Source organism: Planobispora rosea, from assembly GCF_014648175.1.
In the GTDB taxonomy this organism is placed as follows: Bacteria; Actinomycetota; Actinomycetes; order Streptosporangiales; family Streptosporangiaceae; genus Planobispora; species Planobispora rosea.
Genome location: NZ_BMQP01000039.1, coordinates 35,481 through 56,485 on the forward strand (window position 1 = coordinate 35,481; position 21,005 = coordinate 56,485).

Below are 21,005 nucleotides of genomic sequence, written 5' to 3' on the forward strand. Positions count from 1 at the left end.
GCGGCAGGGGGTGTCCCGCCCGCCGCCGGCGTCCTCACTTCACGTAGCGGTTGCCGACGTAGCGGCTCTCGGGCGCCTTCGGGATGAGGATCCACATCAGGACGTAGGCCACCCACAGAGGTCCCGGGATCAGGGACAGCAGCAGCCACAGGACCCGGACGACCGTGGGCGCCATCCCGAGGCTCTCCGCGATGCCGCCGCAGACGCCGGCGATTATCTTGTGGTTTCTCGAACGGTGCATGTCTTGTCTCCCCGGATCGTTGTCTCTCACCCGGTAGAACGAGGGGCGAAGGAACTCCCGTTCCCTCCGGACCCCTGAGAAAACCCTGTCAGGGTTGGCCGGTGCCGGCCATCGATTCTCCTATGCCGCCGTCCTCGCCGGTCTCTCCCGTTCGTACGGTCTCCGACGTGACGCGCGCTACATAACTATTCGCACATCCCGGTCTTACCGCCCTAGTCGAAGAGGATTGATAACGGTACGTTCCGCTCTAGTACGGAATGGGGGACCCCCCAAAACTCCCGAGGAGCGTTATGCGCCTGAGATTCCGACGCGGCATGGTCCGAGGCCTCACCCTCGCCACGGCCCTTGCCCTCCCCCTCGCCCTCGCCCCGACTGCGAGCGCGTCCACGCCCGGACTCCCAGACGTCCTGGCCAACGCCGTGGCCCACAAGGTGACGGGCAAGAACGTCAACAAGCACCTGCAGAAGTTCCAGGAGATCGCCACCGCCAACGGCGGCAACCGCGCCGCGGGCACGCCCGGCTACGACGCCTCGCTCGCCTACGTGCAGGACAAGCTGCGCAAGGCCGGATACCGGACCTCCACCACGGACGTGCAGTTCCCGATCAGCTGGGAGGAGCTCAGCCCTCCGGTCCTGGAGCAGACCGCCCCGGACGCCAAGACCTACGTCACCCCCACGGACTACGTGACCGTGCAGTCCTCCGGCTCCGGTGACGTCACCGCGCAGATCCAGGTGGTCGACCCGGTCCTCCCGCCGACTCCGACCCCCAGTTCCACCGCGGGCTGCGAGCCCGAGGACTTCACCGGGTTCGTCGCCGGCCGGATCGCGCTGATCCAGCGCGGCACCTGCCCGTTCGTCCAGAAGGCCACCAACGCCAAGGCGGCGGGCGCGTCCGGTGTGATCTTCTTCAACGAGGGCCAGCCGGGCCGTACCGACCCGTTCGTCTTCGACATCGGCGAGTGGCGCTTCGGCATCCCGATCGTGTTCGCCAGCTTCGCCGTCGGCACGGACCTGGCCGAGCCCGCGGGCACGACCGTACGCCTGAAGGTGGACGCCAAGACCACGGTCGGCCAGACCAAGAACCTCATCGCCGACTCCCGCTGGGGCAAGAGCGGTGAGATCGTCATGGTCGGCGCCCACCTGGACAGCGTGCCCGAGGGTCCCGGCATCAACGACAACGGCTCCGGCAGCGCCGCCGTCCTGGAGACGGCGCTGAAGATGGCCTACGTCCCGACCAAGTACAAGCTGCGCTTCGCCTTCTGGGGCGCGGAGGAGCTGGGCCTGCTCGGTTCCACCCAGTACGTGGCCGAGCTCTCCCAGGCGGAGCAGGACAAGATCCGGCTCTACCTGAACTTCGACATGGTGGCCTCGCCCAACGACGCGACCTTCCTCTACGACGGTGACGACTCCGACGCCGAGGGCGCGGGCCCCGGCCCGGCGGGCTCCGCCGAGATCGAGAAGCGCCTGCAGGCGTTCTACGACAAGCGCAACCTGCCGTACGAGGGCACCGACTTCGACGGCCGCTCCGACTACGGCCCCTTCATCGCCAACGGCATCCCGTCCGGCGGCATCTTCACCGGCGCCGAGGGCATCAAGACCCCCGAGCAGGCCGCCAAGTTCGGCGGCACCGCGGGTGTCGCCTTCGACCCCTGCTACCACGCCGCGTGCGACACGATCACCAACATCAGCGCCGCCGCGCTGGAGCGCAACTCCAAGGCCGTCGCCTACACCTCGGCGTTCTTCGCCTTCGACCTGTCCACCATCCCCGACCGCAACGCCGCGGCTCTGATGAAGAAGTCCGGCGCCCCCACGGGCCACTCCCACTCCCACCACGGAGCGCCGGCCGAGTAAGGCCGTGAGGGTCACGCGTCCGAGCCGGACACGGGCCGCGCACACGGTCTGACCCCCGCGCGGCGACCCGAGGAGGTCGCCGCGCACGCACCACCGCGTTGTACGGCGCGCGCCCCGACCCGGGCGCGCGCCGCTCTCGGGACTCACCCCCCGTATCCCACCCGAGGAGCATCGATGCGCATTCTCCGGTCCATCGGAATGTCAGCGATCCTGACACTTCCCCTGACTCTCATCTCGCCCGCAGTGTCGGCCTCGGCGTCGGCAACAGTGCCGGCCGCCACGGCGTCGGCCGCGGCCGCGCCCGACATCCCGCTGGCGAACGTCAAGGCCCACCTGACCCAGTTCCAGTCGATCGCGAACGCCAACGGCGGCAACCGCGCCCACGGCCGGCCCGGCTATCTGGCCTCGGCCAACTACGTCAGGGGCCTGCTGGACGCCGCCGGGTTCACCACCACCCTGCAGTCGTTCACCTACAACGGCGCCACCGGATACAACGTCATCGCCGACTGGCCCGGCGGCGACCCGAACGACGTCCTGATGGTCGGCGCACACCTCGACAGCGTGTCCGCCGGTCCGGGCATCAACGACAACGGCTCCGGCAGCGCGGCCATCCTGGAGACCGCCCTGGAGGTCGCCCGGCAGGACCTGAACCCGACCAAGCACCTGCGCTTCGCCTGGTGGGGCGCCGAGGAGCTCGGCCTGCGCGGCTCGCAGTACTACGTCAACAACCTCCCGGCCGCCGAGCGCGCGAGGATCAAGGGCTACCTGAACTTCGACATGGTCGGCTCGCCCAACGCCGGATACTTCGTCTACGACGGCGACAACTCCGACGGCACCGGTTCGGGCCCCGGCCCGGCCGGCTCCGCCCAGCTGGAGAGAACCCTCCAGGACTACTTCACCTCGATCGGCGTGCCGACCCGGGGCACCGACTTCGACGGCCGCTCCGACTACGGTCCCTTCATCTCCGTCGGCATCCCGGCGGGCGGCACCTTCACCGGCGCGGAGGGCATCAAGTCCAGCGCGCAGGCCTCCCTGTGGGGCGGTACGGCGGGCGTCGCCTTCGACCGCTGCTACCACCGCTCCTGCGACACCACGGCCAACATCAACGACACCGCGCTGGACCGCAACGCCGACGCCATCGCCTACGCGGTGTGGACGATCGCGACCGCGACCCCGCCGACGGTCGTCTGGCAGGACACCTTCGAGACCGCGACCGGCTGGACCGCCAACCCGAACGGCACCGACACCGCCACCCTCGGCCAGTGGGAGCGCGGCGACCCGGAGGCCACCACCTCCAGCGGCGCCAAGCAGCTCGGCACCACGGTCAGCGGGACCAACGACCTGGTCAGCGGGCGTCTGGCGGGCACCTCTGCGGGCGCCTACGACATCGACGGCGGCGTCACCAGCATCCAGTCACCGCCGGTCGCCCTGCCGAGCGGCGGCACGCTCAAACTCGGCTTCTCCTGGTACCTGGCGCACGGTTCCAACGCCTCCAGCGCCGACTTCCTGCGCGTGAAGGTCGTCGGCTCGACCACGACCCAGGTGTTCCAGCAGCTCGGCGCGGCCACCGACCGTGACGGCGCCTGGAGCTCCGCCGAGGTCGACGTCTCCTCCTTCGCCGGGCAGAGCGTCCGGATCCTCGTCGAGGCGGCCGACGCCTCCGGCGCCTCCCTGGTCGAGGCCGGGGTGGACGACGTGAAGATCACGCGGCAGTAGGGCCGAGGCCCCGCGTGGTGGCCCTGCGTGGTGGCCCCGCGCGGGGCCGCCACGCGGCTACTGCAGGTCTTCGAGGTCATCGTCTTCCGAGGACTCCCCTTCCTGGTCCACCCCCTGCCCCTGCTCGGCGACGGAGCTCAGGAGGGGGTCGTTGTCGTCGGTCTTCGGGCTGCTCTCCTCTGGCATGCTCATAGCCGAGCAATGCCCGTTTCGGCCGGTTTTATGTCCAGATATCGGTAAGGCCGGGTTCAACGGACCGGAGCGGGGAAACGTCCTTCTGCACCGAGAAGGAGGACATCATGACCCAGCCGCAACAGAACGAGATCCGCAGGTCCGGAGGCGCTCCGACCAACGACGAGAACCTCGACGTCGTCCCCGAGAGCCCCAGCGGCAAGGTGTCCGGAGGTCATGCGCACGGCACCGACAAGGGCAACCGGGGCGGCGGGGAGGGCGGCGGCGTGCCGCCCGACCAGCAGCCGCCGCACCCGGCCTAGCATCGGCCACCCGGCTCGGAGCGCTCCACGAGGGGCGCACCATAAGCACGGAGGCCGCTCTCTAAAAAGTAGGAAAAATGTAGAAATCAGGCTTTTTGTCCTTTCTGGGCGGGGTACGAGTGCCCGACACGAGCAGAGGAGGACTCCATGACCAAGACGGTGGCTGACGTGATGACGGCCAACCCGGCGACCATCGACGCGAGCCAGCCCGTATCGGTGGCCGCGAAGATCATGAGCGACGAGGACACCGGCGCGGTGATCATCACCAACGACGGAGTGATCAGCGGGATCGTGACCGACCGCGACATCGCCGTCCGTGTCGTAGCCGAGGACAAGGGCCCCGGCACCCCGGTCCGGGACGCGTGCAGCGAGGACCTCGTGACGGTCGGGCCCGACACCAGCCTCGAACAGGTCGTGCAGCTGATGCGCTCCAAGGCCGTACGTCGCATGCCGGTGGTCGAGAACGACCACGCCGTCGGCATCATCAGCCTCGGTGACCTGGCGATCGAGCGCGACTCCGACTCGGCCCTGGCCGACATCTCGGCCGCGGAGGGGAACCGGTAGGTCCGCCGGGACGGCGCGGCTCCCGGGCCACACCGGCCCGTGAGCCGCGCCGTGGCATGACAGGACACCCGCCGCATGAGCGCGCAGGGCACCCGCCACATGGGCGCGCAGGGCACCTGTCGCATGCGGGCCGGCCGTACCGCCGTATGCGGGCCGTCGCGTGTGAGCTGCTCACACGCGGGAACCGGGAACCGTACCGCGGGAACCGGGAACCGTACGCCGAGAGGGAAGCGAGGTGGCGCCGTGGCCTCGGAGCCGTCCGTCATCACCAGTCTGCGGGATCTGGCGACGCTGCTGGAGGAGCGGCGAGGGCTGTTCATCCGATGGTCCCGGGACCTGGACGGCGACCGCGCCAGCGGCGGCAGCCGGGACTCCCTCACCGGTGCCGAGTTGCCCGGGCTGTCCGCCAATCCGCTGGACGTCGAGGAGTGGTGGGGCGAGCGCCCGATGCGATTGTGGGCCGCCCGGCGCCTGCACGACTACTCCCATCTCCGCCGCGACCGCGGTCCCGGCGTCAAGGCGTGGGTCCTGTCCGGCGAGGAGGTCGGCCGGGGCCCCGACAACGAGCCCCTCATCGAGTGCGACGACGTGGTGGCCATCGTCGACGAGGCGGTCATGAAAGAAGCCAGCGCGCTCGTCGAGGATCAGGGATGCCAGGAGTGGGGCCCGCTCGACCGGGGACAGGCCGGCCGGTGACGCCATCGGCCGGATGACCGAGTCACACACTTTCCGCCGCTCCGCTAGCCTCGCGTAGGTCACGCAAGCGCTGGGACGGAAGGTGTCCACGTTGATCGGCTGGTTCGAAGCGGTTGTCCTCGGGGTCCTGCAAGGACTGACGGAGTTCCTGCCGATCTCGTCAAGCGCCCACATCCGCGTGGTGGCGGCGCTCTTCGGCTGGGACGACCCCGGTGCCGCGTTCACCGCGGTGATCCAGCTCGGCACCGAGGCGGCGGTGCTGATCTATTTCCGCAAGGAGATCTGGGAGATCGTCTCCACCTGGACGCAGGCGCTGTGGAAGCCCGAGCTCCGCGGCCACCACGCCGCCCGGATGGGCTGGTACGTGATCGTCGGCACGCTCCCGATCCTCGTCCTCGGCCTGTTCTTCAAGGACAGCATCGAGACGGTCTTCCGGGACCTGCGCCTGATCGGCACCACGCTCATCGTCTTCGGCCTGATCCTGTGGTTCGCCGACCGCACCGCCCGCACCAAGCTCACCCTGGAGAAGCACCTCAGCTTCCCGCACGCGATCGTGTACGGCCTGGCCCAGTCACTCGCCCTGATCCCCGGCGTCTCCCGCTCCGGCGGCACCATCACCGCGGGCCTGCTGCTGGACTACCGCCGCGAGGAGGCCGCGCGATACTCCTTCCTGCTGGCCATCCCCGCCGTGCTGGGCGCGGGCGTCCTGGAGCTGTTCGAGATCGGCGAGGGCGGCGCCCCCGCCTGGGGGCCGACCATCCTGGCCACCGTGATCTCCTTCGCCGTCGGTTACGCGGCCGTGGCCTGGTTCCTGAAGTACATCAGCACCCACCGCTTCACCGGCTTCGTGATCTACCGGGTCGTCCTCGGCATCGTCATCATCGCTCTGGTGAGCTTCGGCGTCCTCGAACCCACCGCCGGAAAGCCCTAAGGTCCCGCTCCTCCGTCCCGAAAACCACGGCGGGAGTCACATCGGCGTCCCCGGACGGGCGAAGTGCGGTGTGAGGCCGCATATCGAGGCCGCGCCCGGGAACGCCATGTGACGCATCATTCACACACGGTTAGGTCAGCCTGGTCGGGTGCCGCCCTGGGGCGTCGCCGGAGTGGGGGCTTCGGGGCGAGGGAGGCGGTCTGTGCGAGGGACGGATCGTGAGCGTGCCTTGATCGCGCTGCTGGACGACGTCACGGCGGTGGCGAACACCGCGCGCGAACTCGAGCCGGCGGCACGGGCGACGATGGCGGCGGTCTGCGAGGTGACCGGCTGGCCGCTGGGCCACCTGTGCGTACCGTCGGGTCCCGGGAGAGACGAGTTCGTCTCCTCGAACGTGTGGGTGGGCGAGGCCGAGAAGTTCACCACCCTGCGCGAGGTGACCTCCCGCACCAGGTTCACGCTCGATTCGGGCATCGTCGGCCGGGTCGTGTCCACCGGCGAGCCGGTCTGGTCCGTCGACGTGACCCGCGACCCGACCTTCGTCCGGGCCCAGCAGGGAGTCGACCTCGGCGTCGGGGCCGCCTTCGCGTTCCCGATCGTCGCCGCCGACGGGGTGGCGGCGGTGCTGGAGTTCTTCTCCCACCGGGTGGCGGCGCCGGACGCCCCGCTGCTGCGGGTGATGGCCAGCCTCGGCCACCAGCTCGGACGGGTGGTCGACCGGCAGCGCGCCCGGGACGCGGTGGAGGCCGGCCGGCGCCGGCTGGAGCAGATGATCGAGAGCTCGGTCGAGGCGTTCGTGGCGATGGACGCCGCCGGGCGCATCGTCGCCTGGAACGCGGCGGCCGAGCGCATGTTCAAGCTCCCCCGCGGGCAGGCGCTCGGACGGGAACTGGCCGAGACGATCGTGCCGCCCCGCTACCGGGAGGCCCACCGGGCAGGGCTGGCCCGGTTCCTCACCACGGGCATACCGCGGGTGCTCAACCAGCGCTTCGAGATCACCGCCTGGCGGGCCGACCACAGCGAGTTCCCGGTCGAGCTGGCGATCTGGGCCGTCCAGGACGACGGGCAGTGGGTGTTCAACGCTTTCCTGCACGACATCACCGACCGCCGTCACGCGGAGGAGGCCCTGCGGGCCGCCTACGAGAAGGAGCAGGCCAACGTCGCCCGGCTCAGGGAGCTGGACCAGGCCAAGAACGACTTCATCGACACCGTCTCCCACGAGCTGCGCACCCCGCTGACCACCGTCATCGGCTACCTGGAGGTCCTGGCCAACGGAGACGCCGGACCGGTCCCCCCGCACCAGGACCGCATGCTGCGCACCATGGCCCGCAGCACCACACGGTTGCAGGACCTGGTCGAGGACCTGCTCACGGTCAACACCATGGGAGCCAGCCAGCTGGTCCTGAAGCCCGTCCCGGTCCCGGTCTCCGAACTCGTCGGCCAGACCGTGCGATCCGTCGAGGAGATCATCCGGAACCGCGGCCACCGCCTCGACGTCAGTGTGACGGCCGGGTCCGTCAACGCGGACCGCGAACACGCCGTCCGCGCTCTGCGCGCCCTGCTGTCCAACGCGATCAAATTCTCCGCCCCCGGCACGCCGATCACGGTGCGCGCCTCCGAGACGGACGGGAAGGTGGCGATCGAGGTCACCGACGTCGGCGCCGGCATCACCGCCGAAGAACTGCCCCGGATCTTCGACCGGTTCTACCGCACCCGCCTGGCCACCGAGCACGCCGTCCAGGGCATCGGCCTCGGCCTGACCATCGCCAGGAGCATCATCGAGGCCCACGGCGGCACCCTCACCGCCACCAGCGCCCTCGGCCACGGCTCCACCTTCACCATCACCTTGTCCTCCGTACCGGGACCGGAGGCGGACACCTGAGGAAATCCGCTCAGAAAAAACCGAAAAAAACCTCTGAGGAAACCTCAGCCCACCCACTCTTCCCCCGATAGGGGAGCAGAGCGGACCCACGGACGGAGCCGCACGCCCTCCCGGGAGGAAGATCATGGGCCTGCGCATCGATCAGAGCACCGGCGTGGCGAACGCCCATCGCCGCCCGCCCGCCGAGAGCAACCCGGCCGTCCCCGCGGGGACCCCGTCCGGTGACCTCCATACCGGCCGGCCGGTGAACGAGAGCGCGGAGCCGCCCTCCGGCGAGCACACGCGCGCCCAGGCCGACCAGCTCAGAACCGTCGTGCGCAGCGCCCAGGACGGTATCTCGGCCATCCAGGCCGTCGACGCGGCGCTCGCCCAGGCGTCTTCCGTCCTGCACCACATGCGCGGCCTGGCCGTCCAGGCCGCGAGCAGCGGCTTCCAGGACGCCCGGACCCAGCAGGCGGCCGACAGGAAGTTCACCCAGCTCAAGAGAGAGCTCGACCGGATCTCCGCCGTCGCCTCCGGTCACGGCGCGTCGCTGGGCGACGCATCCTCCGGCGGTCTCCGGGCCGACGGCGTCAACGCCGTCGGCCGGCGCATCAGCGACGCCGGCGGTTCCGGCGCCCCGTCACTGAGTCTGGGCCCGGCGTCCCTGGTGGACGCCACCGATCCCGAGAACCAGGCGCTGAACGCCGCCGCCGCCCAGGCCGCGGTCACTTCCATCGACACCACCCTCCAGGCGGTCTCGGACACCCGGGCGAGGCTCGGCGCCGCCCAGAACCGCTACGAGCACATGATCAGCAGCCTGAACGCGGTGATCGGGGACCTGTCCGCCCCGGGGTCCCGTATCCGGGACACGGCCATGGCCCGGCAGGTGGCCACCGCCGTCCGCGACCGGATCGTCCCCCAGGCCGACGCCTCGGTGCCGGCCCAGGCCAACCAGGCGCCGCGGTCCGCGCTGAAGTTCCTGAGCTGATCGTCCCCGGCCCGCCGGCGGGAGAACGGGCGTGCCCGTCCGCGGACGTCTGCGAACGGGCACGGGACCGGTCACCTCAGGCCGGTCACCTCAGGCCGGTCACCTCAGGCCGGTGTCGACGGCGGTGGTCAGGACACCGGTGTCACCGGACATCTCCCAGATCATCACGCCGAGCAGGCCCTTCTGCCGTACCCACGCGGTCTTGCGGGCGATCGACCAGGTGTCGTCGAAGGTCCACCACTGGCCGCCGTTGCCGGTGAAGCAGTAGGTGGCCACCGCCTGCTCGTCGTGCCGTACGGTGCAGCCCGGCACGCTCGCCACGAGGTTGGCGTATCCGCGGGTGCCCGCCTCCTCCTGGAACTGGCCGGGGGCGGCGCCGGTGGCCGCCTGCCACTCGCCGTGCCTGCCTCCGTCGGTGACGCCCTGCCAGCCTCGGCCGTAGTAGGCGAGACCGATGGTGATCTTCCTCGGGTTGACCCCGGCGTCCAGATACTCGTCGACCGCGTTCTCGACGCTGAAGTGGAAGGGGTACGGATCGTCGGCGTCGGCGTACAGGTTGCCCTGGTGGCCGGTCCGGTTCGGCTCCCAGGAGTTGTCGCTGCCCGAGCCGTGGAAGTCGTAGCCCTGGACGTTGAAGATGTCCAGGTGCCTGGCGACCTCGCCCAGCTCCCAGCCCGCCTCGATCTTGGCCGGGTCCGCCGGGGTGAAGGCGGTCAGCTGGTAGCGCTTACCGGTCTCCTCGGTCAGCGCGTCGAGCTGCCTGCGGAACTCGGCGATCAGCAGCGTGTTGTTCCGCTTGTCGGCGGGGCTGACGTGGTTGCCCGGGTGTCCCTCGGCCCCCGGCCACTCCCAGTCCAGGTCGATGCCGTCGAAGATCCCGGCGGCGGTGCCCGGCCCGCCCGCGCCGTTGTACACCGGCAGGTTGCCCTTGATGTAGACGTCGATGCAGGAGCTGACGAACTTGCGCCGGGCGGCGTCGGTGGCGGCCACGTCGGAGAAGTACTTCGAGTAGGTCCAGCCGCCCAGGGAGATCAGCACCTTCAGGTGGGGGTGCTTGGCCTTGAGCTTGCGGAGCTGGTTGTAGTTGCCGCGCAGCTTCTCCCAGCCGGTGTCGCCGACCCCGTCCACGGACTGCGCCGCGCTCATCGGCCTGCCGTAGTCGGCGTCCGCGTCGCCCGCGCCGTCCCCCTGGTTGGGGTCCTGCGGGTTGGACGAGGTGCCCTTGGTGACCCCGTGCAGACAGGTCAGGTTGACCGGGTCGACGTTGCCGAAGGCGTAGTTGATGTGGGTCAGCTTCGCCGCGGCCCCGGTGGTGTCGAGGTTGCGCACGAAGTACTGGCGACCGTAGATGCCCCACTGCACGAAGTAACCGACCCTGGCGTAACCGTCGCCGACGATGTCGGCGGTGCTCGCCTTCAGCTCGTTGCTCGGCGGTGAGACGTTGTCGTACAGATCGCGGGCCCGCACGGTGAAGGTGTACTCGGTGGACGGCGAGAGCCCGTTGACGGTCGCCGTGGTGCCGGGCACGGTCGTCTTCAGGGTCTCGCCGATGTAGACGTCGTACCCGGCGACGCCCGTGTTGTCGGTGGACGCCGTCCAGGCGAGCGAGACGCTCGCCGGGCCCCTGCCGGTGCTGCGCAGCCCGGTCGGCGCGGTGGGCGGCCGGGAGTCCTCACCGGGGTCGTTGGTCCTGACCTTCAGCCCGGAACTGGCCGGGGAGGTGTTCCCCTTGCGGTCCTTGGCCTTGACGCTGAAGGTGTACTCCGTGTTCGGGGTCAGGCCGGTGAGGGTCGTGCTCGTGCCGGTGACCGTCGCGGCGAGCGCGGCGCCGTTGTAGACCTCGTAGCCGGTGACCGGCAGGCTCCCGGGGACCGAGGCGTCCCAGGCCAGCGAGACGGTCTTCGTGGTCTTGACCGGCGAGCGCAGGTTCCCCGGCGCGGCGGGCGGCGTGTCCGCCGACCCGTCGCACCGGACGTCGTTGATCCGGCAGTTCTCCGGCTCCGCGGACGCGCTGAGGGTGAAGGCCGGGCTGTACGGCTCGGTGGATCCGCCCGCGGGCACGGTGGTGTTGTAGTGGGCGGGGGTGAGCGTGACCTGGCGGCCGCTCTGGCTCAGCGTCGCGTGCTGGGCCCCGCTCGCGGTGACCCCCGCGGGCAGGTCGAAGGTGATCGACCAGCCGCTGAGCGCGGTGGTGGTGTTGTTGGCGATCACGAACCCGCCCCGCGTCCCGCTGCCCGTGTAGGTGGCGGTGACCGGCGCGGGCGGGGGCGGCGGGTCGCCGCTCCCGTCGCAGCCGGCGTTGTTGATCGTGCAGCTCGTCGGCTGGGCCGGCGAGCTGAGGGTGAAGGTGGGGCTGTACGGTTCGGTGTTCCCGTTCGCCCGCACGGTGTTGATGTAGAACGCGGGGGTGAGCTTGACCCGCGTCCCGCTCTGGGTGGTGGTGGCGTGCTGGGGATTGCCGACGGTGACCCCGGGCGGCAGGTCGAAGGTGATCGACCAGCCGGTGACCGGGGTGCTGCCCGGGTTGCTCACCACGAACTTGCCCTGGCTGCCGGTCAGGGTGAACGCGGCGGTCAGGCGGGCGGCGGCCGCGGCGGGCGTGGCCGTGAGGGTGGCGGCCAGGGCCGCCAGGAGGATGAGAGCGCACAGGATGGGGGGTGTTCGGCGCATGCGGAAACTCTTTCTTATAGGAAAGTTTCCTAACAATTAAGCGGATCGTAACTCCGCCCTCCCCTGCCAACAAGGCCCAATCACCGCGCCGCGAAGGCGTCCCGAACCTCGCGGACGTCACGGCCGACCGGGCGCCGTGCCGGGAGCGCCAGCAGGACCAGGCCCAGCAGAGCCCATCCGCCCAGTACGGCCAGCGGCCGGGCCAGCGTCGCCCCGTCGAAGTGCACGACGTTGGTGACGGCGGCGGCGCCGGGGCCGATGGGCAGGAACTGGCCGATCGCGGCGTACCACTCCGGGATGAACCGGGCGCCGAGCGGGCCGCCGCCGGCGGGCAGGCCGATCGGGATGAACAGCAGGGCGGCCAGCCCGACCCCGCCCGGTCCCACGACCTTCATCAGGCCGGCGGCGACCAGGGCGACGGTCAGGGTGATGCCGGAGGAGACGGCCACCAGCCCGCCGAAGGCGCCGGGGAGCGCGCCGAGGACGACGTCGGCCAGCCAGGCGTTCGCCGTACCGGCCGCCAGGGAACCGGCCGCCAGCACGCCGAGGCGGGCGGCGAGACCGAGCCCGGGAGCGAGCCTCGAGAGCAGGACCGCCAGCGCGATACCCGGGATCACCAGGCTGAGCACGTAGAACAGACCCGAGATGCCGCCCGGGTCACCGGGCGGGAGCGGGACGGCGTCCTCCACGGCCAGCGACCGGCCCTGAGCCTGCGCCGCGGACTGGAAGACCTGCGTGACGACCGTCGCGGCGGTGCGCCCGCCCGCGCTGGCGACCACCAGCCTGCCCTCCTGCGGCAACAGGACCGCCTCGACGTCCCGATCGAGAAGCGCCTGGCGCGCGGCCTGCTCGGACGGGTAGCCGGACAGTTCGAAGGCGCCGGGTCCGCGCTGGTCCAGCGCCGTCCGCAGGTGCCGTGTCACCGGTTCCGGCGCCACCACCGCGACGGGCACCCCGTGCGGCTCGGGCTTGTGCAGGGCACCGAGGAACGATCCGGCGAACAGCATGCCCAGGACGGTCACCGCCGCGAGCAGAGCGATGATCTTTCTCATCTTTTTCACCATTCGTTGACTTCAACTGCGTTGAATTCAACGTAGACGAATTCAACGTGGTTGAATAGAGAGTGTGACGGAGCAGACAAAACGATCCGGACGACGGCGTGGGAGCGGTGAGTCCCCCCAGACGCGGGAGGCGATCCTGGCGGCCGCTCTGGGCGCGTTCGAGGAGAAGGGATACGGCGGGACGACGATCCGGGGTGTGGCCACGGCGGCCGGAGTGGACCCGGCGCTGGTCATGCACTTCTTCGGCAGCAAGGACGGCCTGTTCGACGCCGCGATCCGGGGACCGGGCATGCCCCTGCGGCGGCTGCGTGAGGTGATCGACGCCGGTCCCCCCGCCGAGCTGGGCGAACGCCTGATCCGGCGCTATCTGTCCCTGTGGGACGACCCGGCGGCCGCGCCCCGCCTCCGCGCCGTCATGCAGGCCGCGACGTCCGCCCCCGCCGCCGGGCAGATCCTCAGGGACTTCATGGTCGCCGAGATCCTCCGCCCGCTCGCCGAGCACCTGGGCGGCGACGACGGCGAGACGCGGGCCGTCCTGGTGGCGTCCCAGATGATCGGTGTGGCGCTCACCCGGTACCTGCTCCACGTGGAGCCGATGACCGCACTCAGCACAGAGCAGGTGACCGCCGCCCTCGGCCCCACTGTCCAGCGCTACCTCACCGGCGATCTCACCATCTGACCGCCCTCACCACCCCCGCCCCCACCCGCACCGCCATCCCGGCCTGCGGCCACCTCCACCTCCGCTCGCACCATCCCGGCCTCCGGCCACCCCCGCCTCCGCTCGCGCCTTCGGGGAGACTGGTCGGGTGCGTTCCGAGTGGTCCGGACTGCCCGTCCGGCATGTCCTTCCCGAGCTGGCCGCCGCCCTGGACGAGTACGGCGTCGCCGTACTCACCGCCCCTCCCGGCACCGGCAAGACCACGCTGCTCCCGCTCGCCCTGGCCGGGCTCCTCGACGGCCCGCCGACCAGGAAGGCGATCGTGGCCGAGCCGCGCCGGATGGCGGTACGGGCGGCGGCCCGGCGGATGGCCTGGCTGCTGGAGTCGCGGGTCGGCGCGGAGGTCGGCTTCTCGGTCCGGGGCGAGCGCAGGGCGGGGCCGGACACGATCGTCGAGGTCGTCACCACCGGGGTCCTCCTCCAGCGCCTTCAGCGTGACCCCGAGCTCGGCGGCGTGGACGTGGTCCTGCTGGACGAGTGCCATGAGCGCCATCTGGACGCCGACACCGCCCTCGCCTTCCTCCTCGACGTCCGCGCCACCCTCCGCCCCGACCTGCGGCTGCTCGCCACCTCCGCCACCGCCGACGCGGCTCCCTGGGCCCGCCTGCTCGGCACCGGCGAGGACGCGACGGCCCCGATCATCCACGCCTCCGGCACCCTGCACCCCGTCACCGCGATCTGGGCGCCGCCGCCCCGGCCCACGGCGCCCCCGCACGGTCTCCGGGTCGATCCCGCGTTCCTGTCCCACGTCGCCGACGTCGTACGGCGGGCGCTGGCCGAGCGGCACGGGGACGTGCTGTGCTTCCTGCCCGGTGTCGGCGAGATCGGCCGGGTCGCCGGGATGCTCGCCGGGCTCGACCCGGGCGGAGTCCAGATCCTCCAGGTCCACGGGCAGGCTCCGGCCCACGTCCAGGACGCGGTCCTGTCCCCCGGCCGGACGCGGCGGGTGATCCTCGCGACCTCGGTCGCCGAGTCGAGCCTGACCGTGCCCGGCGTCCGGGTCGTGGTCGACTCCGGCCTGGCTCGCGAGCCGCGCACCGACCACGCCCGTGGCCTCGGCTCGCTCACCACCGTCCGCGTCTCCCGCGCCTCGGCCGAGCAGCGAGCCGGACGCGCGGGCCGGGAGGCTCCCGGTACGGTCTACCGGTGCTGGTCCCGGGCCGAGCACGACCGCCTCCCCGAGTACTCCCGGCCCGAGATCGCCCTCGCCGATCTGACCGGCTTCGCGCTGCAGGCGGCCTGCTGGGGCGATCCCGCCGCGACCGGCCTGGCCCTGCTCGACCCGCCCCCGCCGGCCGCGATGGCCGCCGCCCGCCGTACCCTGCACGCCCTCGGCGCCCTCCGGCCCCGTGCCGCCTCCACCGGCCCGGACACGCGGGCCGGTGCCGGGCAGCCCGGTGACCCGGAGCTCTCCGACGCCGTCGTCACCGATCGGGGGAGGCGGATGTCCGCCGTCGGGGTCCACCCCCGCCTGGCCCGCGCCCTGATCGACCTCGGTCCTCGGGCCGCCGAGGTCGTCGCCCTCCTGTCCGAGCAGCTCCCCCGGGACGCGGGCGACGACCTCGTCGCGATCTGGCGGTCCGCCCGCCGGGGCGGAGACGGCTTCTCCGCCCGCTGGCGCCGGGAGGCCGAACGCCTGGCGCGGGCCGCACCCCGGGAGGACGGCTCCCCGGCCCCCGCCCGGCACACCGATCCGGCCGGCACCCGGACCATCGGCCCGATCGCCACCCGGAACGACGACCACCTGGCCGGGATGGTGGTCGCTCTGGCCTACCCCGAGCGGGTGGCCCGCAGGCGCGGCGGCGCCTACCTCATGGCCTCGGGAACGGCCGCCGAACTGCCCCCGGGATCGCGGCTCGGCACGGCCGAGTGGCTGGCCGTCGCGGTCGCGGACCGGCCCACCGGGTCGGCGACGGCACGGATCACGCAGGCCGTCGTGATCGACGAGGAGATCGCCAGGCTCGCCGCCGCTCCGCTGTACGGATCCGGTGACGAGATCACCTGGCGGATCCCTCCGGGACAGCGGCAGGGCGACGTCTCGGCCCGGCGGGTCGAGCGGCTCGGCGCGATCGAGCTCTCCTCGTCCCCGCTCCGCGACGCCGACGTCAGGCCCGCCGTCCTTGCGGGACTGCGCACCGAGGGACTGTCGGTGCTGCGCTGGTCTCCCGAGGCCGCGGCCCTGCGCGAACGCCTGGCGTTCTGCCGCCGCGCGCTCGGCGAGCCCTGGCACCCGGTGGACGACGACTCCCTCGTCGGCGCCGCCGACCTGTGGCTGGAACCCGAGTTGTCCCGTGCCCGCCGCCGTTCCGACCTGGAGCGCATCGACGTGGCCGCGGCCCTGCTCCGGCTGGTCCCGTGGAGCGCCCGCCTGGAGGAGACGGCTCCGGAGCGGATCGAGGTGCCGAGCGGGTCGCGGATCAGGATCGACTACTCCGGAGAGCGGCCGGTCCTCGCCGCCAAGCTGCAGGAGCTGTTCGGCTGGGACGAGGCCCCGAGCGTGGCCGGGGTGCCCCTCGTGGTCCACCTGCTCTCCCCCGCCGGGCGCCCGGCCGCCGTCACCGGCGACCTCGCCTCCTTCTGGCGCGAGGGCTACCGCGCGGTCCGCGCCGAACTGCGCGGCCGCTACCCGAAGCACCCCTGGCCCGAGGACCCGCTCTCCGCCGTGGCGACCCGCCGCACCGACCCCCGCCGCTGAACCCCGCGGGAGACCGCGGGAGACGGTGAGGCCGCGGGAGGCCGCGAGGCCGCCGCAGGCAGGCGCGCCCCGCCCCCGGAGCCGGAGCGGCCGGGACAGATCAGGCGGGCAGGCGGTCCTGGGTGGGGATGATGTCCTCAAGCCGGGTGACGGGCATGTCGTAGGAGGTGACGGTGGCGTCGAGGGCGGCGGCGAGGGAGACCGCGGTGCGGTAGAGGAGCTCCAGGCCCGGGTGGTTCGCGAGGTCCCTGGCGTCGAGCTCCAGGTCGATCACGTGGTCCTCGGGGTCCATCAGGTCGGAGGTCGGCCAGCTGTAGGAGGCCTTGACGACGCTGCCCGGCCCGCCTTCGAAGGAGCACAGGCCCAGCTCGTGATCGTGGCGGACGGTCCGCTCCCCGAGGACCGAGCGCACCAGCTCGGCCACCTCCTCGCAGTCGAGCACGCCGCGCTTGGCACCCAGGTTCACCTGGACGTCGACGTAGTCGTCCTGGATCTCCGGCGGGTACAGCGCTCCGCCGATCCGGCTGGCGAGGGCGTTGAGCACGAACCTGGCGGCGTCCTTGTCGCCGTCGGCGACGATCGCCCCCCTCCGGTCGGCCGGGATGCCCGCCTTGGCGGCCACGCCCTCGGTGACCTCCGTCCAGCGCACCTTGGCGTCCCGTACGACGAACCAGTCGCCCGAGACCTTGAGCGCGGGGTCGTACTGGCGGAGCAGGCTCTCCAGCCGCCCCGGCTCCGGGGGCCGGAAGGTGAGCAGGCAGGGGTTGGAACGGAGCTGACGAGCCGTCTTGTCGAGGAACCACATGGTTTCAGTATCCGGCCTCCCACTTGCGTTTCACTTGAAAGCCTCCAGGTCAAACGCTGTGCGACCACGGAAAGCCCGGCACCGCGGGCCTTTCCGTGCATCTGTCCGGCCCGCCGTACGACGTGCGCGCGACGCCCTCTGTCGGATATCGTGGTGATATCACTCCGATAGCAAAGGCAGGATTCATGGAGCGACAGGCTTTCCGGATGAGCGGGTTCGCGGTCCTGGTCGGGCTGCTGGTCGTGGCGGCGGTCGTGGGAGCGGTCGTGGTGGCGGCCGGATGGACCGACTCGGTTGCGGCGCTGGTCGCCACGGTCGGACCGTGGGGTCTCGCCGCGCTCGTCCTGCTCAGCGGGTTCACGGTCGTCAACCCCAACGAGGCGAAGGTCGTGCAGTTCCTCGGCCGCTACATCGGCACGGTGAGCACGCCGGGCTTCCAGTGGGTGCTGCCCTTCACCACCAAGCAGAACGTCACCCTCCGGATCCGGAACTTCGAGACGAACAAGCTCAAGGTGAACGACGCCGACGGCAACCCGGTGGAGATCGCGGCCGTGGTCGTCTACAAGGTCACCGACACCGCCAAGGCGGCGTTCTCCGTCGACGACTACGAGGAGTACGTCGCGATCCAGTCCGAGGCCGCCGTCCGGCACCTGGCCACCAGCCACCCCTACGACGCCCACCAGGAGGGCCGTACCAGCCTGCGCGACGGCGCCGAGGTCGCCGAGGAGCTCACCGCCGAACTGCGCGAGCGCACCCAGCTCGCCGGAGTCGAGGTGCTGGAGGCACGGATCACGCATCTCGCCTATGCTCCGGAGATCGCCCAGGCGATGCTCGTCCGCCAGCAGGCCGCCCAGGTCGTCGCGGCCCGCACGCACATCGTGTCCGGCGCGGTGGGCATGGTCCAGCTGGCCCTGACCAGGCTGGCCGAGGAGGGCGTGGTGGATCTCGACGAGGAGCGGAAGGCGCAGATGGTCTCCAACCTGCTGGTCGTCCTGTGCGGTGACCGGGCGACCCAGCCGGTGGTCAACGCCGGCAGTCTCTACTCCTAGACCATGCCCGAGCGGAAGAAACTCCTGCTCCGGCTCGACCCGGCCGTCTACGAGGCGATCGCCAAGTGGGCGGCCGACGACCTGCGCAGCGTCAACGCGCAGATCGAGTACGCGCTGCGCCTGGCGCTGAAGGAAGCGGGCCGCGCCGCGAAGAAGGACGGGACGCCCGACAACGGCGCGTCATCCGATTGAGACCCGATTGCGGCACAGGGCACTTCCCCTGACCGTGCCTGCGGGACCACACTCGGTGCATGTCGTGGGTGGGAAGATCCGCAATCGAGATCGCGGAAGCCGTACGACGGGGAAAGGCCACCGTCCCGGTGGTCGTCGAGGAGCATCTCCGGGCGATCGCCGAGCGTGACGGGAACGTGGGGGCGTTCCGCAGGGTCAGGGCCGAGGAGGCGGTCGCGGAGGCGCGTGCCGTACAGGAGCGGGAGGATCTGGCGGAGCTGCCGCTCGCCGGGGTGCCGATCGCGGTCAAGGACACCGTTCCGGTGCGGGGCGAGGCGGTGCGCCACGGCTCGGCCGCCACACCGGACGCGCCCGCGGCCGGGGACCATCCCGTGGTGGCCCGGTTGCGGGAGGCCGGCGCGGTGGTCGTCGGGATCACCAACGTGCCGGAGCTGTGCCTGGCGGGTTTCTCCGACAGCGTGTACGGCGTGACCCGCAACCCGTGGAACCTCGAACGCACCCCCGGCGGATCGTCGGGCGGGAGCGCGGCGGCCGTGGCGGCGGGGATGGTCCCGCTGGCCCACGGCACCGACGGGCTCGGCTCGCTGCGCATCCCGGCGGCCTGCTGCGGAATCGTCTCGATCAAGCCCGGCACGGGAGTGCTCCCGCCGCCGGAACCCGACTGGCACGGCCTGTCGGAGAACGGCCCGCTCGCCACGACGGTGGCCGACCTCGCCCTCGCCCTGGCCGTGATGTCCGGTGACATGTCCCTGGCCACGCCCGGTGAGACCGAGTCCCTCCGGGTCGGCGAGTCGATCGACGACTACCCGGGCGGGCTGACCACCTCCGAGCCGGTGAGGCTCAAGGTCGCCGTCGCGCCCCGGCCGCTGCCGCCGGGGTTCGCCGTGGACGGGGAGTTCCAGGAGGCGGTGAACGGCGCCGCGCGCCTGCTCGGCGAGGCCGGGCACACGGTCGTGGAGCACGACGTCCGGCTGCCCGTGTGGACCGGCACCGCCGCGGTGGCCACCTGGTTCGCGCTCGCGCGCGAGGACGCGGCCGGACTCGACCGGCGCAGGCTGGAGCGGCGGACCAGGGCACTGGCCCGCGCCGGGCGGATCCTGGGCGCGCTGAGATGGGACGGCGCGCGGGGCCGCGACCGCTGGCGCGCCCACGGGGCCGACCAGTGGTTCGGCGACGCCGACGTGCTCGTCACCCCGACGCTGGCGACGGCCCCGCCGCGCGCCGAGCGCTGGGGACACCGCGGCCTGCTCGGCAACGCCCGCGCCAACCTGACCTACGCTCCGGCGACCGCCGCGTGGAACATGGCGGGCTGGCCCGCCATGACCGTCCCGTACGGCAGGCACTCCACCGGCCTGCCGATCGGCGTGCAGCTCGTCGCGGCCCCCGGCGGCGAGACCCAGCTCCTGACCCTGGCCGCCCAGTTGGAGGCCGCCGCCCCCTGGCCCCGCCACGCCCCGCTCACCTGAGCGAGGCGCGGCGGAGGAGGATCAGAGGCCGGTGGGGTGCCAGACGGTCTTGGTCTCCAGGAAGGCCGTCATCCGCCTGGTGCCGGGGTCGGCGGACCAGTCGGGGGCGGACGGGCGCAGGACGCGCTTGAGGTTCTCCGCCGCGGCCTGCTCGCAGGTGACGGCCAGGTCCTCGTCGGCGACGCCGGTGAGGTCGATCGCGTTGACGTCCATGTGCGCGGCCAGCCAGGGGGCGATCTCCTTCACCGAGCCGGTGAGGATGTTCACCACGCCGCCGGGCAGGTCGGAGGTGGCGAGCACCTCGGCCAGGGTGATCGACGGCAGCGGGGCCCGCTCGCTGGCGACCACGACGCACGTGTTGCCCGTGACGATCACCGGGGCGACCACCGAGACCAGGCCGAGCAGCGGGTCGTCCGGCGCGACCACCGCGACGACGCCGGTCGGCTCGGGCGCGGAGATGTTGAAGTACGGCCCGGCGACGGGGTTGGCCGACCCCGCCACCGCGGAGATCTTGTCGGACCACCCGGCGTACCAGACCAGCCGGTCGATCGCCGCGTCCACGGCCTCCCCGGCCCGCTCGGTCCCGGCGTCGGCCAGCTCGGCGGCGAACTGGGCCCGGCGGCTCTCCAGCATCTCGGCGATCCGGTAGAGGATCTGCCCCCGGTTGTACGGCGTCGCGCCCGACCACCCGGCGAACGCCTTGCGCGCGGCGGACACCGCGTCGCGGGCGTCCTTGCGGGACGCCTTGGACGCGTTGGCCAGGAAACCGCCCGTGGAGGAGGTCACGACGTAGGACCTTCCGCTCTCCGAACGCGGGAACGCCCCGCCGATGTACAGCTTGTAGGTCTTGCGCACCGACAGCCGACCGGCCCGCTGCCCGTCCGACTCCCGGCCTGCCCCGGCGGCCGGGACGTCCGGTGCCACGGTGCCGGACGCCGGAGCCTGCGCCAGCGGGGCCTCCGCGACCAGGGCCGTGGCCACCGGGCCGCCGGCGGCCGGCGTCTC

19 protein-coding genes are annotated in these 21,005 nt (G+C 71.9%); 13 read left to right on the plus strand and 6 right to left on the minus strand.

All coding sequences use genetic code 11. The features are described 5' to 3' along the window. Positions 1-34: 34 nt before the first annotated feature. On the minus strand, positions 35-241 hold the full coding sequence (locus IEZ08_RS29940) for a PspC domain-containing protein (RefSeq protein WP_068920924.1): 207 nt from the start codon (positions 239-241) through the stop codon (positions 35-37). 290 nt (positions 242-531) lie between these two features. Here IEZ08_RS29940 and IEZ08_RS29945 point away from each other — a divergent pair, with 290 nt between their 5' ends. Together IEZ08_RS29945 and IEZ08_RS29950 are read left to right on the plus strand one after the other, a co-directional pair. Then, positions 532-2,091 (plus strand): M28 family metallopeptidase, encoded by a 1,560-nt coding sequence (locus IEZ08_RS29945; RefSeq protein WP_189243444.1) that lies wholly within the window; start codon positions 532-534, stop codon positions 2,089-2,091. Between the two features lie 267 nt (positions 2,092-2,358). Beyond that, on the plus strand, positions 2,359-3,807 hold the full coding sequence (locus tag IEZ08_RS29950; protein ID WP_229803661.1) for a M28 family metallopeptidase: 1,449 nt from the start codon (positions 2,359-2,361) through the stop codon (positions 3,805-3,807). A gap of 57 nt (positions 3,808-3,864) precedes the next feature. Here IEZ08_RS29950 and IEZ08_RS40385 read toward each other — a convergent pair whose 3' ends face one another. Beyond that, a complete protein-coding gene (locus tag IEZ08_RS40385) occupies positions 3,865-3,999 on the minus strand; it encodes a hypothetical protein (RefSeq protein ID WP_268249377.1) in 135 nt (44 codons plus the stop codon). A gap of 107 nt (positions 4,000-4,106) precedes the next feature. On the opposite strand from IEZ08_RS40385, the gene IEZ08_RS29955 reads away from it, so the two are divergent. The 6 genes from IEZ08_RS29955 to IEZ08_RS29980 all read left to right on the plus strand — a co-directional run bounded on the left by IEZ08_RS29955 (position 4,107) and on the right by IEZ08_RS29980 (position 9,344). Then, positions 4,107-4,301 (plus strand): hypothetical protein, encoded by a 195-nt coding sequence (locus IEZ08_RS29955; protein ID WP_068920923.1) that lies wholly within the window; start codon positions 4,107-4,109, stop codon positions 4,299-4,301. 147 nt (positions 4,302-4,448) lie between these two features. Beyond that, positions 4,449-4,865, plus strand: coding sequence for a CBS domain-containing protein (locus IEZ08_RS29960; RefSeq protein ID WP_068920922.1), 417 nt, complete (start codon positions 4,449-4,451; stop codon positions 4,863-4,865). Between the two features lie 243 nt (positions 4,866-5,108). Continuing rightward, positions 5,109-5,561: a DUF6098 family protein gene (locus tag IEZ08_RS29965; protein ID WP_068920921.1), complete on the plus strand. Its 453-nt coding sequence runs from the start codon at positions 5,109-5,111 to the stop codon at positions 5,559-5,561. 82 nt (positions 5,562-5,643) lie between these two features. Further along, a complete protein-coding gene (locus IEZ08_RS29970; RefSeq protein ID WP_203863537.1) occupies positions 5,644-6,492 on the plus strand; it encodes an undecaprenyl-diphosphate phosphatase in 849 nt (282 codons plus the stop codon). A gap of 202 nt (positions 6,493-6,694) precedes the next feature. Next, complete coding sequence (locus tag IEZ08_RS29975; protein ID WP_189243445.1) at positions 6,695-8,374, plus strand: ATP-binding protein; 1,680 nt, start codon at positions 6,695-6,697, stop codon at positions 8,372-8,374. Positions 8,375-8,498: 124 nt separating this feature from the next. Beyond that, positions 8,499-9,344 (plus strand): flagellin N-terminal helical domain-containing protein, encoded by an 846-nt coding sequence (locus IEZ08_RS29980; RefSeq protein WP_189243446.1) that lies wholly within the window; start codon positions 8,499-8,501, stop codon positions 9,342-9,344. A gap of 99 nt (positions 9,345-9,443) precedes the next feature. On the opposite strand, the gene IEZ08_RS29985 is transcribed toward IEZ08_RS29980, so the two are convergent. Then, positions 9,444-12,014 carry a glycosyl hydrolase family 18 protein gene (locus tag IEZ08_RS29985; protein ID WP_084779522.1) on the minus strand — a complete coding sequence of 857 codons (2,571 nt, stop codon included), beginning with the start codon at positions 12,012-12,014 and terminating at the stop codon, positions 9,444-9,446. An 80-nt stretch (positions 12,015-12,094) separates the two neighbouring features. After that, a complete protein-coding gene (locus tag IEZ08_RS29990) occupies positions 12,095-13,066 on the minus strand; it encodes a hypothetical protein (RefSeq protein ID WP_189243447.1) in 972 nt (323 codons plus the stop codon). 73 nt (positions 13,067-13,139) lie between these two features. Between IEZ08_RS29990 and IEZ08_RS29995 the strand changes: the two genes are divergently transcribed. Together IEZ08_RS29995 and hrpB are read left to right on the plus strand one after the other, a co-directional pair. Next, positions 13,140-13,754 carry a TetR/AcrR family transcriptional regulator gene (locus tag IEZ08_RS29995; protein WP_189243448.1) on the plus strand — a complete coding sequence of 205 codons (615 nt, stop codon included), beginning with the start codon at positions 13,140-13,142 and terminating at the stop codon, positions 13,752-13,754. Between the two features lie 127 nt (positions 13,755-13,881). After that, entirely contained in the window at positions 13,882-16,488 is a 2,607-nt protein-coding gene (gene hrpB / locus IEZ08_RS30000) for an ATP-dependent helicase HrpB (protein ID WP_189243449.1), read from the plus strand. A 100-nt stretch (positions 16,489-16,588) separates the two neighbouring features. Here the strand turns inward: hrpB and IEZ08_RS30005 are convergent, their stop codons facing one another. Beyond that, on the minus strand, positions 16,589-17,293 hold the full coding sequence (locus IEZ08_RS30005) for a hypothetical protein (protein ID WP_068920915.1): 705 nt from the start codon (positions 17,291-17,293) through the stop codon (positions 16,589-16,591). Between the two features lie 206 nt (positions 17,294-17,499). On the opposite strand from IEZ08_RS30005, the gene IEZ08_RS30010 reads away from it, so the two are divergent. From IEZ08_RS30010 to IEZ08_RS30020, 3 genes are read left to right on the plus strand one after another with little or no spacing between them, the layout of a single operon-like run. Then, positions 17,500-18,342, plus strand: coding sequence for an SPFH domain-containing protein (locus IEZ08_RS30010; protein WP_373294388.1), 843 nt, complete (start codon positions 17,500-17,502; stop codon positions 18,340-18,342). A 3-nt stretch (positions 18,343-18,345) separates the two neighbouring features. Then, a complete protein-coding gene (locus IEZ08_RS30015; RefSeq protein ID WP_068920913.1) occupies positions 18,346-18,534 on the plus strand; it encodes a type II toxin-antitoxin system antitoxin in 189 nt (62 codons plus the stop codon). Positions 18,535-18,593: 59 nt separating this feature from the next. Next, positions 18,594-20,000 (plus strand): amidase, encoded by a 1,407-nt coding sequence (locus IEZ08_RS30020; RefSeq protein WP_068920912.1) that lies wholly within the window; start codon positions 18,594-18,596, stop codon positions 19,998-20,000. 21 nt (positions 20,001-20,021) lie between these two features. On the opposite strand, the gene IEZ08_RS30025 is transcribed toward IEZ08_RS30020, so the two are convergent. Then, the gene (locus tag IEZ08_RS30025) at positions 20,022-20,861 is read right to left on the minus strand and encodes an aldehyde dehydrogenase family protein (RefSeq protein WP_068928326.1); all 840 of its coding nucleotides are present in this window, start codon (positions 20,859-20,861) and stop codon (positions 20,022-20,024) included. Positions 20,862-21,005: the final 144 nt, after the last annotated feature.

Bases quoted from the DNA above. Each gene is read 5' to 3' on its own strand.
- IEZ08_RS29940 (WP_068920924.1), bottom strand. From the start codon at position 241: ATGCACCGTTCGAGAAACCACAAGATAATCGCCGGCGTCTGCGGCGGC.
- IEZ08_RS29945 (WP_189243444.1), top strand. From the start codon at position 532: ATGCGCCTGAGATTCCGACGCGGCATGGTCCGAGGCCTCACCCTCGCC.
- IEZ08_RS40385 (WP_268249377.1), bottom strand. From the start codon at position 3,999: ATGAGCATGCCAGAGGAGAGCAGCCCGAAGACCGACGACAACGACCCC.
- IEZ08_RS29955 (WP_068920923.1), top strand. From the start codon at position 4,107: ATGACCCAGCCGCAACAGAACGAGATCCGCAGGTCCGGAGGCGCTCCG.
- IEZ08_RS29960 (WP_068920922.1), top strand. From the start codon at position 4,449: ATGACCAAGACGGTGGCTGACGTGATGACGGCCAACCCGGCGACCATC.
- IEZ08_RS29980 (WP_189243446.1), top strand. From the start codon at position 8,499: ATGGGCCTGCGCATCGATCAGAGCACCGGCGTGGCGAACGCCCATCGC.
- IEZ08_RS29985 (WP_084779522.1), bottom strand. From the start codon at position 12,014: ATGCGCCGAACACCCCCCATCCTGTGCGCTCTCATCCTCCTGGCGGCC.
- IEZ08_RS29990 (WP_189243447.1), bottom strand. From the start codon at position 13,066: ATGAGAAAGATCATCGCTCTGCTCGCGGCGGTGACCGTCCTGGGCATG.
- IEZ08_RS30005 (WP_068920915.1), bottom strand. From the start codon at position 17,293: ATGTGGTTCCTCGACAAGACGGCTCGTCAGCTCCGTTCCAACCCCTGC.
- IEZ08_RS30010 (WP_373294388.1), top strand. From the start codon at position 17,500: ATGAGCGGGTTCGCGGTCCTGGTCGGGCTGCTGGTCGTGGCGGCGGTC.
- IEZ08_RS30015 (WP_068920913.1), top strand. From the start codon at position 18,346: ATGCCCGAGCGGAAGAAACTCCTGCTCCGGCTCGACCCGGCCGTCTAC.
- IEZ08_RS30020 (WP_068920912.1), top strand. From the start codon at position 18,594: ATGTCGTGGGTGGGAAGATCCGCAATCGAGATCGCGGAAGCCGTACGA.